Source organism: Bacillus sp. S2(2019) (genome assembly GCF_005144805.1).
In the GTDB taxonomy this organism is placed as follows: domain Bacteria; phylum Bacillota; class Bacilli; order Bacillales; family Bacillaceae; genus Bacillus; species Bacillus altitudinis.
In genome coordinates this window covers 485,613-498,627 of sequence record NZ_SWFL01000002.1, presented here as the reverse complement: position 1 = coordinate 498,627, position 13,015 = coordinate 485,613, and the positions used below count along the sequence as shown (strand labels likewise).

The following is a 13,015-nucleotide window of genomic DNA, read 5'->3' as shown; positions in this document are numbered from 1 at the left end:
GAAAAGAAGACAAAGGGCTAAAACAAAGTTCATTTTAGCCCTTTGTCAACCATCTAAGGCGGATGACCGCCTTTTGTGCTACCATTTAAAGCTTTTTGTTGCGCCTTCTGCACCAAAGTTCAAAATGCTCACTTTGACGTCATATGCAATGTCTACTTCTTGAAATAGTGTATCCCATTCATTGCGGTGCTGATCCCAAAAGTCTGGATACTTGATGCGCACCTGCCGATTTAAAAGGATCGGGTCAACACCCACATCTTTTTGCATGTGATTGACAGCTTTTTGAATGCGCTCTTTGATTTTGCGTTCAAAAATGCGCTCAAATCGTTTGATGTATTGCTCATCGTATGAGTTTTCAGGGGGATATTGATCTTCTGATAGTTTCCCGTTTGTTTGTACACTAATTTTAAAGGAGATCTTTCCGTTCTTCAGATAGGGTTCAATCTTGGACTTTGCTTTCTTGATTTCATACGTAATCGGAAAGCCTTTGTAGGTGGCAGGTACGACTCCGCCTGAGATGCGATTCATGACCCAGTTTAAAGATTGGACATCTTTTGCTGGTATGAATCCTATCAGCTTTCGCGTTTTCCCATGGATAATGCCTGCACCATCATAGGTGAGTTCTCCGTTTACGACATCCACACTTTGGACAAGAAAGCTTGTACCCATCTGAAAGTAATCCGACGCTCGGCCAATACGTGTTGGCAGTAAAATCTTCCCGTTAAAGCTCCGGTTTTTTGATGTTTCAAAAATATGCTCAACTGGAACCTTTTGCTGTGATTTTAATTTTTGGTTGATGACTTTTGATGCTTCGTGCCGTGACACTAGGAGGTAACTGCTTCTTCGAACCTCATCATCTCGTATAAAGTGGTTGAGTGTCCCTTGAATATCATGATGCTCGGCTTGATCTTTGCCAAACAAAAAGATTTTGAGGTGATCACTGTAAATCGGCGGGTCCTTCAAAGCGACATTGCTGACTGCTTCCAGTACATTTTTCCCCTTTGAGACGACATTCACATAGCCAGGGGAATCTGCTTCTTGTGTTCCGCCCATTTTAGGGACAAGGTTTTGATAGGTAAGTTTGACTCCGTTATCATCTTCCTCGTCAATGCCAACACCGCGCACAAACGATAATTTCTCAATATCCTTTAAGTCCCAGCAGCCTGTCGATAAAATCAAAAGACAGCAAGACAGAAAGGTGAGCCATAAACGCCGCACTTTCATGCAGATCGACCTCCCCATTTTTTACGTATCATGAGCAGAACAGCTGTTATAAAAGGAATCGCTAACACAACGAATAATGCATAGCCGAGTAAAGTCGAATAGTAAAAGACTTCATTGATATTTCTCGGAAAAAGAGAGAGAGCTGAGGTCAGCAAAAACAGCAACCATAGCAGTCTCGTTAAATTGGTTGTTTTAAAAACCGTTTGACAGCCTTTAATAGCAAATTGGAAAAAGCCAAGCATACAAATAAACTGCTGGCACGTCCAGATCGTCAGTAAGAAAATATCAAAGCGTTCAATGAAGACCCCTTCTAGTTCTAGCGCTTGAATGAGGGAGACAGTGGGCCAGGTGAGTGATTTCGTTTCTCCAACCGTCATGGAACCAATTACAATAAAGAGCGTGAGGGAGTAAATAAGTGTGGTGATTCCCACCCCGATCGCTGCGGCCCATTTCGCTTTTGACCATTTGTCTTTATAGACAAGCGGTACGACAAACAAAATGACTTCAAAGCCTGTAAATTGAATAAATGTTTGAGAGAACAAATTACTAAAATCTTTAAACCCGTGAGCCATTACCGGGCGTAAATAATCAAAATCAAATATTTTCAAACTAAACAGCATGAGCCCAATGTAAATGATCATGGTCATTGGATAAATGTATGTCACCATTTTTACTACTGGAAAAATTCCGCTTTTTAAATGATAGGTGGCCACCAGTAAAAAAATCATCACAATCACGGTCATCGGGGTCGATTGCAGCAGGAAAAATTGAACCACTTCCCCCAGTACACGCGCCTCAAAACCAACAATGGCTAGTAAATAACCGATCAGCATTAGGTTAAAAATCGTGCCAAAGAAGGCACCGGCTCCTTTTGTATTCGATTCAAAAATGGTATCCGGTGCATTTTTCTCCGCAATCCAACCTAGCAAAAAAGCAACGAAAGCAAAGATGACTCCCTGTATCAATACAATGATCCAGCCATCAGGGAATCCTGAATTGGCAGAACTGCGTGGAATGGTTAAAATTCCAGCGCCTATCATTGTAGAACTGCACAGAATGGTGACTTGTAACAATGATAGCTTCTCAGCTCTGTACATCGTTTAATCTCCTTGTCTTTTGAGATTTTTTGTCTTGGCTGTTTTCGGTCTCGATTTAAATAGCCCTATTGGTAAACGAACGTACGTATCTTTTAAATCTGAAAACGGTGAAGACAAAACAGGTGTGAAATAGTCAAAACCAAAGGTCTTGAGCTGCATCAAGTGACAAAGTACAAATAAATAACACATGATGAGGCCGTATAATCCAAACATGGCTGAACTGAAGATCGCCATAAACCGCAGGATGCGTAAGGGAAAGCTGAAATCATATGATGGAGCAGTGAAATCGGCTAGTGCCGTCAGAGACACAATAATGACCATTAAGGCACTGACGATATTGGCTTGGACAGCCGCCTGTCCAATAATGACGCCGCCAATCAGTCCAATCGTCTGCCCAATCGCCCTAGGAAGACGAAGTCCAGCTTCCCGCAGCAGTTCAATCGTAAACGACATCAAAATGGCTTCCACTACAGGAGGAAAGGGCACATTTTGCCGGCTGCCTGCGATGGTCAGTGCCATTCGTGTTGGTAATAAACCAGGATGATAGGAAACAAGGGCGATATAGAGTCCCGGTAAAAAGATCGTCAAAAGCACGGCAATATAACGGAGCAAACGCAAAAGAGTCGCACTTGTCCATCTTTGATAATAATCCTCCGGTGATTGCATCAAGGCAGTGAGAGTCATCGGCATAATGAGGGCAAACGGCGTCCCATCGAGCAAAATAGACACCTTTCCTTCGAGCACAGAGGCAATCACCCGATCAGGACGTTCTGTATTTTGAATCTGTGGAAAAATAGAGACATGACTGTCTTCAATCAACTGTTCAATATAGCCGGACTCAGGAATATCATCCATTTTGATTTGCTTCATACGAGAGAATACATCATCTACTAGTTTGGGGTCTGCGATATCACGAACATACACAAGAGCAGCAGATTTCTTGTTGCGAGTTCCTATGTTTACCTTTTGAATGACAAGGTTCGGATCATTTGCTCTTTCACGAAGCAATGCCGTGTTTTTTTCAAGATTTTCAATAAATCCAATCCGGGGTCCTCTTACAAGGACTTCTGATTGCGGCTCCTCTACTTCTCTAAATTGAAAAAGATTCGTATGGAGCGCAAGCGCTTGAGTGGCCCTATCCACAAATAAAATAGCCCTGCCGCTGTATAACTGCTCGATGGCAAGGTTCATATCTTCCAGCACATCATTTTGAATGCCAAAGAACGTTTTAGAAAGGGAAGAAAGTGTGGTGTGGTCGACCTTGGTGATGGTCAGTTCCTTTTGCATAGGTGAAATGATTTGTTTGGAAAGCATCTCAAATTCTGTGAGTCCTTCAACGTACACGAGACATGCAGAGACAGCGGAAGGACCAAATGAAAAAGAGTGGAACACGATATCATCACTTTTGCCGGCAAAGCTTTTGACACGCTGAATGACGGACTCTATATCTTGTTCAATACGACTTTTCATAATACCTCACCCTCATGTCTTTTTTTATAGAGTGACTCGGAAGGAGAAGAATTATGCAAATAGAAAAAAGAGAATCCCCTAAAATAGGAATTCTCTTCACATGTTTATCTCGCCAGCCAGCCGCCATCTACGGCTAAAATATGCCCGTTCATATAATCAGATGCAGGGGAGCTGAGAAAGACGGCGGCACCTGCTAGATCTTCAGGCCTTCCCCAGCGTCCAGCGGGGATTCGTTTCAGAATCTCTTCATTCCGGTTCGCGTCGTCACGAATGGCTTGCGTGTTATTGGTTGCAATATAACCAGGCGCGATCGCGTTCACCTGAATATGCTGACTTGCCCATTCATTTGCAAATGCTTTCGTCAAACCTGCGACAGCATGCTTACTTGCTGTATAAGCGGGAACAAAGACACCGCCTTGAAATGATAGAAGGGAAGCGATATTGACGATTTTCCCTTGCCCTTTATTCAGCATCTGCTGTCCGACCTTTTGCGTGAGGAAAAAGAGACTGTTGATATTCACATCCATCACAGTATGCCAGTTTTCCTCTGAATATTGAGCGGCCTCTTCTCTTTTAATGGTCCCAGCATTATTGATCAAAATATCAATTGAATGCTGCTTTAAAAGGGCATCAACATCCCGCTTTGCGGACTTAGGATCTGCAAAGTCTACTTGAATCGCATGAAATGATCTGCCGGTCTGTTCGACAAGTTCTTTTGTTTCATCAAGCGGCGTATGGTGGTAGGTGCCGATGATATCTGCACCTGAACGGGCAAGCGCTACGGCAATACCTTGCCCAATACCAGTTCCAGGACCTGTGACAAGAGCTGTTTTGCCTTCGAGGGAAAAGAGGGACGCTACATATGATGTCGTCGTCATCTCATTACCTCAGCTGGTCCATCGGGACAAAGTCCATATCTTTAAACGTATAGTTTTCTCCCGCCATTGCCCAAATAAATGAATAATTTGCGGTACCTGAGCCTGAATGAATGGACCAGGCAGGTGAGATGACGGCTTCTTCATTTGCTACAACGAGATGTCTCGTTTCAGATGGCTCCCCCATAAAATGAAAGACACGTGCGTCTTCCTCTATATCAAGATATAAGTACACTTCCATCCGCCGGTCATGTATATGAGCAGGCATCGTGTTCCATGTGTTATTGGTTTCAAGCTGAGTGATGCCCATCATAAGCTGGCAGCTTTGGATGCCGTCTGCATGAATGACCTGATACAGATTCCGTACGTTTGAGGCGGATGCTTCCCCTAAATGATTCGGTGTTAATTCAGCAATCGCAGCCTTTTGTGTCGGATACGCTCTATGAGCTGTGGCTGACACAAGATAAAATTTGGCCTGCTCACCTGATGAACTAGCAAACTGTACATGTTCGTGTCCAAGTCCAATATATAAGAAATCTTTATGCTCCAGCACAAATGACTCACCATCGACTGTAACCGTACCTTGGCCGCCGACATTCACAATGCCAATTTCCCGTCTTTCAAGGAAATATTCTGTACGTAAAAAGTCGCCGGCATCTAGCTTGATCGGTTCTGATGTCGGCATAACACCGCCAATCACCACACGGTCCTCATGCGAATAATATAGCTTCAATTCACCACTGACAAAGAGTGTCGGAATATGAAAATGACGACGAAGTTCCTCTGTTGTAAAACGCTTGACCTGCTCAGGATGTACAGCATAACGATTTTCCATTTGAGATAAGCCTCCCTTTCCATCTGAAACATATGATTGTTTTATTTGGTATCGGTTTCAAGGAAAATTCTAGAGGAAAAAGAGAGCGGCGTCAACCGTTAATTTGAAATCGCTTTCTTTAATTGTATAAAAGCTTTTTTTTCTTCATGTTCATGAAAAAAATCTTCTGATACAGTTCAACTTGTGGTATGCTTTTTTTAAGTTTATTTGAAATCGGTTTCGAAACAAATGAGAAGATCGATCTTGGGAGTTTTTTGTATGAAAGAGAAAAAGCAAACGAAAGTCACCATTAACGAAGTTGCTGCATATGCAGGTGTCTCAAAATCAACGGTATCCAGATACATCAATGGCAGAACAAATGAAATTTCTCCTGAAAAGGTAAAAAAGATTAAAAAAGCCATTGAGGAGCTCCATTACCGTCCGAGTCAGCTTGCCCAAGGATTGAAAGTAAGAAAGAGCAAGGTCATTGGTTTTATTGTGGCTGATATTACGAACCCGTTCTCTGTTGCGACACTTCGTGGTGTGGAAGAGATTTGTGATGAATATGGATACAGCATCATGGTGTGCAACACAGATAATCGTCCAGAAAAAGAACGAGAAATGCTTCTGAAGCTGAATGCGCATTATATTGAAGGGCTGATCATTAATACGACGGGTCAAAACAATGACATTTTGCAAGACTTTAAGCAAAACGGTGTACCGATTGTTCTTGTTGACCGTAAGTTACCTGAACTCAAGGTCGATACCGTCACAACGAATAACCGTGACATCACGGCTCGTCTACTTCATCAAATGATTCAAAAAGGCTACGAGCATATCGCTTTCTTTACTGAGCCGGTCGATGGGATTAGTCCTCGTGAAGAACGAAAAGAAGCCTATGAACAGACGGCCATGAGTCAACATAAGACACCCATGATTGCAGAAATCAATTTGAAGCAAAAGGAACAAATGCGAGATGAGATTTGTCGTTTTTTACAATCAAACCATCAGAAAAAAGCGATTTTAGCAGGCAATGGATTACTCATGCTGAAGCTCATCAGTGAACTCGTCGATCTTGGGGTGAAGATTCCTGAGGAGATAGGCATTGCCGGATTTGATGATACAGAATGGTATAAGCTGATCGGGCCAGGCATCACTACGGTGGCGCAGCCATCTCATGAGATGGGGAAAGCGGCGATGCAAAAAATCAAGACGCGTCTTGAAGGGGATAAGAGTGCACCCCAGACCATTCAACTTGATGGAGAAATCATTGTGAGAAAATCTTTATAAACGTTAGGCAGAGAAGAGTATACATACGTGCATGCTCTCTCTTTTTCAACTGTTTTGAAACCGGTACCAAGAAAGGGGAGAAATCAGTGAAAGCATTGGATGTGATCACATTTGGGGAATCAATGGCGATGTTTTATGCAAAAGAAATTGGCGAGCTTCACCAAGTGCATACGTTTCAAAAAGCACTTGCTGGTGCAGAGAGTAATGTTGCGGTCGGCTTGGCAAGATTAGGCTTTAGCGTTGGCTGGATGAGCAAGGTCGGGGCGGACTCACTTGGTACATTTATTTTAGAAGAGCTTCAAAAAGAAGGGGTCGATACGAAGGCAGTACTCCGTTCAAATGATGGAGCCAAAACAGGGATATTGCTTAAATCAAAAGTCATCGATGGAGACCCTGATGTGACGTACTACCGAAAAGGCTCTGCTGCGAGCACATTGAACGCAAGCGATTTCCCGTCCACTTATTTTCAGCAGGCAGGACATCTTCATATGACCGGAATCCCGCCTGCTGTGTCTAGTGAAATGAGAGCGTTTTCTTTTCATGCCCTTAAAGAAATGAAAGAAGCAGGAAAAACCATTTCCTTTGACCCGAACCTGAGACTTCAACTATGGGAAGAGGAAGAAGACATGATTCATACGGTGAATCAGATGGCTGCTCAAGTAGATTGGTTTTTCCCTGGGCTTGCAGAAGGTCAAAGACTCACGGGGTGTCATGAGCCGGAAGCGATTGCGGATGTTTATTTACAAAAAGGTGTCAAGCTTGTGGTCATTAAACTGGGAGCGGAAGGAGCCTATTTCAAAAGTGCATCCGGCCAAGGTGTAGTGGATGGTTTCCATGTGTCTCATGTCGTGGATACAGTCGGAGCTGGTGATGGATTTGCAGTGGGAGTGATGAGCGGTCTGCTGGACGGTTTATCATATGAAAAATCGGTAGCAAGAGGCAATGCCATTGGAGCACTTGCAGTCATGTCCCCAGGAGATCACGAGGGACTGCCGACTCGTGAAGAGCTTCAGGCATTTATAAAAGAAGCCAAACGATATCAAAGGCGACACGATATGAAGGGAGATGAGAGGTATGGGAAAGTCAGCAAGTATGAGTGTTAAAGAGAAGCTCGCAGCTTGTAAACTCATTGCGGTGGTCAGAGCAGGTAGTGAAGCAGAGGGGATAGAGATGATTGGTCGTTTAAAGAAAAAAGGGGTGCGGGCCATCGAAGTGACATATACCACGCCCAATGCAGAGCGGATCATTGCATCTTACCAGCATGACCACGACTTGATTGTCGGAGCCGGAACGATTACAACGCTTGAGCAGGCACAATCAGCCATTGAAGCCGGCTCTCAATTTATCGTCAGCCCGGGATATCTTCCTGTCATCGGAGAGCACCTATCTTTTCATGATACACTTTACGTTCCAGGTGTTTTGACCCCGAGTGAAATTATGCAGGCAAAAGCAAATGGATACAGCGTGTTAAAGCTTTTTCCGAGCGGCGCCTTCGGTTTGTCCTATATGAAAAATTTGCAAGGCCCGTTTCCAGAGATTGAGTTCATCCCAACAGGAGGCATTCATCCAGTCGATGTGCCAAAGTGGCTTGAAGCAGGAGCCGTGGCAGTAGGTGTCGGCAGCCAGCTTGAAAGCAGTACAGCAGAAGAATTACAGGCTGTTCTTTCTTCCACCATCATGTAGTTCACATAAACAACCGGCGGATGACTGCCGGTTGTTTGTTCGTTTATCTGACAAAAAAGCTCAGAAGACGCATCTTTTCACGTAAAATGAGCATAAAGGAGAGGTCGATATGTACATTCAACAAGATGAACTAAAAGATGGTCAAATTGAACAATTGATTCAAGCTCATTTAGAAGAGATGAAAAAACATTCACCGCCAGAAAGCATTCATGCCCTTCCGTTAGACGATCTGAAAAAACAAGATGTCACAGTATGGAGTGCAAGGGATGGCGAGGTGCTTCTTGGCTGCGGAGCCATCAAGGAGCTATCGAGTGAACATGGTGAACTCAAATCGATGAGGACGGCAGCAGCCCATATGCGAAAAGGCGTGGCGAAGCATCTGTTGACCCACCTTCTCCAAGAGGCGAAGCGGCGGGGGTATAAAAGAGTGAGCCTTGAAACAGGTGCGATTGCTTTCTTTGAACCAGCAAGAAGATTATATGAAAGCTTTGGATTTCGATATTGTCCGCCTTTTGGTTCATACCAAGAAGATCCGAACAGTTTATTTATGACAAAGGAATTATAGAGGTCGAGAGAGTATGCTTTTATAAGCAGCTCTTTTTTTATGCGGCAACAATGGAAGGAGGGGAATGTGAATGAAATGGTCGAAGTTGTTCGGAATGGGCGCATTTCTCACATTTTGTGTCGTATCTGTTCTTTTTTTATCTGTATTAGGTCAAGATTTAGTTAAAATTGAAAACGCTTCCGATGAGGCGGTATCAACTTATCAATATCACTTTGTTCTTGTACCGGAGGAACTTGATAATGAATATTGGCAATTGGTGCAAAAGGGAGCTGCTGATGCGGCGGAAGTACATCGGGTGTATCTTGAATACCTAGGTCCAAAGCAGGCTGATTTGGATGATCACCTGAAAACCATTGATATGGCGATTGCTGGTCATGTGGACGGCATTATGACACAAGGGCTTGATGCAAAGAAATACAAACCGCTCTTTCAAAAAGCAAGAGAGAAAGGTATAGATGTTGTCACAGTCGATACCGATGCAGAGGGGAGCAAGCGTCAAGTGTATGTCGGAACAGATAACTATTATTCTGGCTTTATCGCCGGACAGGCACTCATCGCCGATACAAAAGGCGAACAGTATGTGGGCATTGTGACGGGACGGCTTGATGCGATTCACCAGAAGCTTCGCGTGAAGGGGTTTCGAGATGCCGTTTCTGGTGAGAAACGCATTCATATTGCTGGAATAGAAGAGTCGGCGATTACGAAATCAGGTGCTTCCGGTGCTGCGTATAAATTGTTGAATGATCATACGCAGCTCACCGCATTTTATGGAACAAGTGCATTAGATGGTGTCGGCATTATTCAAGCAACAGAGCAATATCATTCATCTAAAGATGTTTATGTGCTCGCATTTGATACTCTGCCTGATACGATTCAAGCGCTGGATGATGGGAAAATTGATGCAGTGGTTGTACAGCACCCTTATGAAATGGGCTATCAAGCGGTTGAATCTCTTGTTCGTTTGCAACAAGGGGATAAACAAGAACCGCTTCAGTACACAGGGACGAGTGTGATTCGGCGAGGAGACCTGCCCCTTCATCAAACAGAAAGACCACAGGGGGTTCAGCCATGAGAAAAATACGAAGTAAATTATTATTGGCATTTTTAATTCTTGTGCTCCTTGGTAATGTGGCCGCTTTTTTTGTGTATTGGAGCAGTTCAAAAATCACATCAGAATATAGCAAGAGCTTTCGTTCCTTTCTCCTGCTGAATGATATTTCGACAGAGGCAAAAACGATGTATGAAAAGGTCAACGCCTTTGCCATCGAAAAGGATCAGGCGTTTGCCAAGGGCTATGCTAAATCAAAACGGAAAATGACATCATATGATCAAGCATTACTCAAAGATGCTGGGCTTCATGCCGCCATCCCGTCCATTGAAAAATATCAATATATGATGCGGACGCTCATAAACGAAAGTGATGCGACAATGAATCATGTCAAAAAAGGGAAAATCAAAGAATATGCTGCAAGTGTGAAAGAAGTAAGAACCGTGTCCTCTTATATCCAAGAACAGACAATGACTCTTTTGGATGATGAATTATCTGAGTATCAAGTACTCTACCAATCCCTTCAAAAAAGACATCAAACGTATGCGCTTTTTACTCTATGTCTGTTTACATTATCGATAGGAATCGCTTTATGGATGGCCTATATCATTGCGGGTGGAATTTCAAGACCGATCGTTCATCTGTCTCGAAGTGCCAAAGAAGTATCAGAAGGAAATTTTGATGGTCCGAATTTGCATGTGTCATCAAAGGACGAAATCTCTGTGTTAAATCATGCCTTTGAGCGAATGCGGCGAGAGATGAAGGTCATGATTGAAGAGATGAAACAAAAGGCTGCTTTAGATCAGAAAATTAAAGACATGAAGCTGAAAACACTACAAAACCAAATGAATCCACATTTTTTATTTAATACATTAAACATCGTTTCACGTATGGCGTACTTAGAATCAGCTGATGCGACATCGAGATTGATACAATCCGTTTCTACACTGATGCGGTATTCGCTATCTCCTCTCAGCGCATCTGTTACGTTAGAACAAGAAGTGAAAGTGGTAAAAGAATATTTTCATATACAAGAAACAAGATTTTCCGATCGTATTACATGCAAAACGACCATAGATGAGTCGTGTCTATCTGTTCACATTCCGAGCCTTACATTGCAGCCGCTTGTCGAAAATGCCTTTATTCATGGGGTAGAACCAAAAGAGGAGGGGGGGCTTGTAGAGCTCTCTATTGATCGAGATGATGGCTTTGTCATGATTCGGATTCGGGATAATGGACTTGGCATCAGTGATCAAGAGAAAAAGAGGTTGCTATCGCAAGAGGAAGAAGATCATCCAGACACACGTAGTAAAGGTCACTCGACAGGAATTGGTCTTCGAAATGTGATGTCGAGGCTGCGTTTGTTTTACGGAGTGCAGGATGCCCTTCAAATTGATTCAAAGCCAAACGAAGGGACCACGATTCAATTGACAATACCAATCAAGGAGGAACGAGCATGCTGAACGTGCTGATTGTGGATGATGAAAAAATTGAACGAATGGCGATGCGTAAGTTCATGACCGAATGGCTGCCAGACTGTCATATTGCAGGGGAAGCAGCGAATGGAAAAAAGGCGGTGGAATTGGCGCGGTCTAAGCCAATTGACCTTGTGCTCATGGATATTCAGATGCCAGGCATGGATGGACTCACAGCGATCAAACAGATCAAGGCAAGCTGTCCTCATACTAAATTTATTATGCTGACAGCCTACGATACGTTTGATTATGCCAAGCAAGCCATGCAGGAAGGGGTCAAACAATACCTTGTCAAACCAGCTGATAAAGACGAAACCATTACAGCGATTCGTTCTGTTGCGGCAGAAATTCAGCAGGAGGTCTCCCTGCGGCAGGCGGAGAAAGTCAATCAGCAGTCAAAATGGCTGGAAGCTCATGTGTTGAACGGTCAATCTTATTCCTCCACAGCGTTTAAGCGGCTGTTTCAGGATTTTCAAGCAGGTCTAGTGATCGCTGTTCAGCGGACAGGCGGGGATCAACTCCTGAATCATTTGCAGGAGTCTGCTCTTTTTCAAGCAGTGCCTATCCAAGTGAGCGGTGAGCTGTTTACATGCTTGATTTACAGCTGTCAATCACCTGGTCATCTAAAGGCGAATGTACTGCAAGCGATTCGCGCTGCTATGACAAGCGAGCAGGATTCCCCTGTCATTGTTGGCATGGGTCATCCTGTCTCAAATCCACTTCAACTTCAGAAAAGTGCGGCAGAAGCGAAGCTTTCCTATTATCAGCGAAAAAAAGATGACGGTGCGGTTCGTTATGGCTTTTACTATACAGATAGACAACCTTACGTATTGATCAACTTGCCTGAGCTTGCCGATGACATGATGCTGGCACTAGAAGAAGGGAGAAGAGATGATGCTCTTGCTTACTATGATGCCTTCCAATTAGAAGGGGCAACCATTTCTCATGTGAAAGAGCTGCTCATTTTACTCAAATCACGACTTCGTGCAGATGTGCCTATCCTGGCTATCACTACAGAAACAGAATGCCGCCAATGCTGTGAACATTTATTTGATCTGTATGAAGCAAGAACCCAGACGGTGAATGATATAGAACGGGCGAAACGATACATTCAAACACATTTTTGCGAACATATTACGCTGGAGCAAACGGCCGCCTATGTTGATTTAAGCCCGACGTATTTCACCAAACGCTTTAAGGATGAGACAGGTCTGACGTTTAAAGAATATGTGACGACCTGTAGGATGGATAAAATGAAGAAGCTACTGAAAGAGAGTTCGCTTAGTTTAAAAGAAATCACCTATCAAGCAGGATATACTGATCCGAATTACGTCAGTCGTGTGTTTAAAAAAATGGTTGGCTGTTCACCGAAGGAATATCGAAAACAGGTCGTAAAAAAATGAAGAATTTCATAAAAAAGTGAAGAAGTTTGCCTGAAAAAAGGCAAGGATCTGCCAGTATACTTATTTTGATA

Annotated in this window: 12 protein-coding genes; 7 read left to right on the top strand and 5 right to left on the bottom strand. The window is 43.5% G+C overall.

Going from position 1 to position 13,015, the window contains the following annotated elements; genetic code table 11:
- Positions 1–78: 78 nt before the first annotated feature.
- From FBF75_RS07640 to kduI, 5 genes are all read right to left on the bottom strand, one after another.
- On the bottom strand, positions 79–1,224 hold the full coding sequence (locus FBF75_RS07640; RefSeq protein ID WP_136944593.1) for a Ger(x)C family spore germination protein: 1,146 nt from the start codon (positions 1,222–1,224) through the stop codon (positions 79–81).
- Complete coding sequence (locus tag FBF75_RS07635) at positions 1,221–2,321, bottom strand: GerAB/ArcD/ProY family transporter (RefSeq protein WP_017359997.1); 1,101 nt, start codon at positions 2,319–2,321, stop codon at positions 1,221–1,223. The genes FBF75_RS07640 and FBF75_RS07635 overlap by 4 nt, the downstream gene beginning before the upstream one ends.
- A gap of 3 nt (positions 2,322–2,324) precedes the next feature.
- The gene (locus FBF75_RS07630) at positions 2,325–3,791 is read right to left on the bottom strand and encodes a spore germination protein (protein WP_017359996.1); all 1,467 of its coding nucleotides are present in this window, start codon (positions 3,789–3,791) and stop codon (positions 2,325–2,327) included.
- A gap of 104 nt (positions 3,792–3,895) precedes the next feature.
- Entirely contained in the window at positions 3,896–4,669 is a 774-nt protein-coding gene (gene kduD / locus FBF75_RS07625) for a 2-dehydro-3-deoxy-D-gluconate 5-dehydrogenase KduD (protein WP_039165356.1), read from the bottom strand.
- Between the two features lie 4 nt (positions 4,670–4,673).
- The gene (gene kduI, locus FBF75_RS07620) at positions 4,674–5,501 is read right to left on the bottom strand and encodes a 5-dehydro-4-deoxy-D-glucuronate isomerase (RefSeq protein ID WP_017368169.1); all 828 of its coding nucleotides are present in this window, start codon (positions 5,499–5,501) and stop codon (positions 4,674–4,676) included.
- Positions 5,502–5,759: 258 nt separating this feature from the next.
- Between kduI and FBF75_RS07615 the strand changes: the two genes are divergently transcribed.
- The 7 genes from FBF75_RS07615 (at position 5,760) to FBF75_RS07585 (ending at position 12,944) form a co-directional block, all read left to right on the top strand.
- Positions 5,760–6,770 carry a LacI family DNA-binding transcriptional regulator gene (locus FBF75_RS07615; RefSeq protein WP_136944592.1) on the top strand — a complete coding sequence of 337 codons (1,011 nt, stop codon included), beginning with the start codon at positions 5,760–5,762 and terminating at the stop codon, positions 6,768–6,770.
- A gap of 86 nt (positions 6,771–6,856) precedes the next feature.
- A complete protein-coding gene (locus tag FBF75_RS07610) occupies positions 6,857–7,873 on the top strand; it encodes a sugar kinase (RefSeq protein WP_017368167.1) in 1,017 nt (338 codons plus the stop codon).
- A complete protein-coding gene (locus FBF75_RS07605) occupies positions 7,845–8,453 on the top strand; it encodes a bifunctional 4-hydroxy-2-oxoglutarate aldolase/2-dehydro-3-deoxy-phosphogluconate aldolase (RefSeq protein ID WP_050826670.1) in 609 nt (202 codons plus the stop codon). The genes FBF75_RS07610 and FBF75_RS07605 overlap by 29 nt, the downstream gene beginning before the upstream one ends.
- Before the next feature lie 109 nt (positions 8,454–8,562).
- Positions 8,563–9,018, top strand: a complete 456-nt coding sequence (locus FBF75_RS07600) for a GNAT family N-acetyltransferase (RefSeq protein WP_017368165.1) — start codon at positions 8,563–8,565, stop codon at positions 9,016–9,018.
- Positions 9,019–9,088: 70 nt separating this feature from the next.
- Positions 9,089–10,090: a sugar-binding protein gene (locus FBF75_RS07595; protein WP_058213534.1), complete on the top strand. Its 1,002-nt coding sequence runs from the start codon at positions 9,089–9,091 to the stop codon at positions 10,088–10,090.
- Entirely contained in the window at positions 10,087–11,529 is a 1,443-nt protein-coding gene (locus FBF75_RS07590) for a sensor histidine kinase (RefSeq protein WP_058213535.1), read from the top strand. The genes FBF75_RS07595 and FBF75_RS07590 overlap by 4 nt, the downstream gene beginning before the upstream one ends.
- The gene (locus FBF75_RS07585) at positions 11,523–12,944 is read left to right on the top strand and encodes a response regulator transcription factor (protein ID WP_058213536.1); all 1,422 of its coding nucleotides are present in this window, start codon (positions 11,523–11,525) and stop codon (positions 12,942–12,944) included. Before FBF75_RS07590 ends, FBF75_RS07585 begins: the two co-directional genes overlap by 7 nt.
- The last annotated feature ends 71 nt before the right edge of the window (positions 12,945–13,015 follow it).

Excerpts from the sequence above, each read along its gene's own strand:
- FBF75_RS07640 (WP_136944593.1), bottom strand. The coding sequence starts at position 1,224 with ATGAAAGTGCGGCGTTTATGGCTCACCTTTCTGTCTTGCTGTCTTTTG.
- FBF75_RS07635 (WP_017359997.1), bottom strand. The coding sequence starts at position 2,321 with ATGTACAGAGCTGAGAAGCTATCATTGTTACAAGTCACCATTCTGTGC.
- FBF75_RS07630 (WP_017359996.1), bottom strand. The coding sequence starts at position 3,791 with ATGAAAAGTCGTATTGAACAAGATATAGAGTCCGTCATTCAGCGTGTC.
- kduD (WP_039165356.1), bottom strand. The coding sequence starts at position 4,669 with ATGACGACGACATCATATGTAGCGTCCCTCTTTTCCCTCGAAGGCAAA.
- kduI (WP_017368169.1), bottom strand. The coding sequence starts at position 5,501 with ATGGAAAATCGTTATGCTGTACATCCTGAGCAGGTCAAGCGTTTTACA.
- FBF75_RS07615 (WP_136944592.1), top strand. The coding sequence starts at position 5,760 with ATGAAAGAGAAAAAGCAAACGAAAGTCACCATTAACGAAGTTGCTGCA.
- FBF75_RS07605 (WP_050826670.1), top strand. The coding sequence starts at position 7,845 with ATGGGAAAGTCAGCAAGTATGAGTGTTAAAGAGAAGCTCGCAGCTTGT.
- FBF75_RS07600 (WP_017368165.1), top strand. The coding sequence starts at position 8,563 with ATGTACATTCAACAAGATGAACTAAAAGATGGTCAAATTGAACAATTG.
- FBF75_RS07595 (WP_058213534.1), top strand. The coding sequence starts at position 9,089 with ATGAAATGGTCGAAGTTGTTCGGAATGGGCGCATTTCTCACATTTTGT.
- FBF75_RS07590 (WP_058213535.1), top strand. The coding sequence starts at position 10,087 with ATGAGAAAAATACGAAGTAAATTATTATTGGCATTTTTAATTCTTGTG.
- FBF75_RS07585 (WP_058213536.1), top strand. The coding sequence starts at position 11,523 with ATGCTGAACGTGCTGATTGTGGATGATGAAAAAATTGAACGAATGGCG.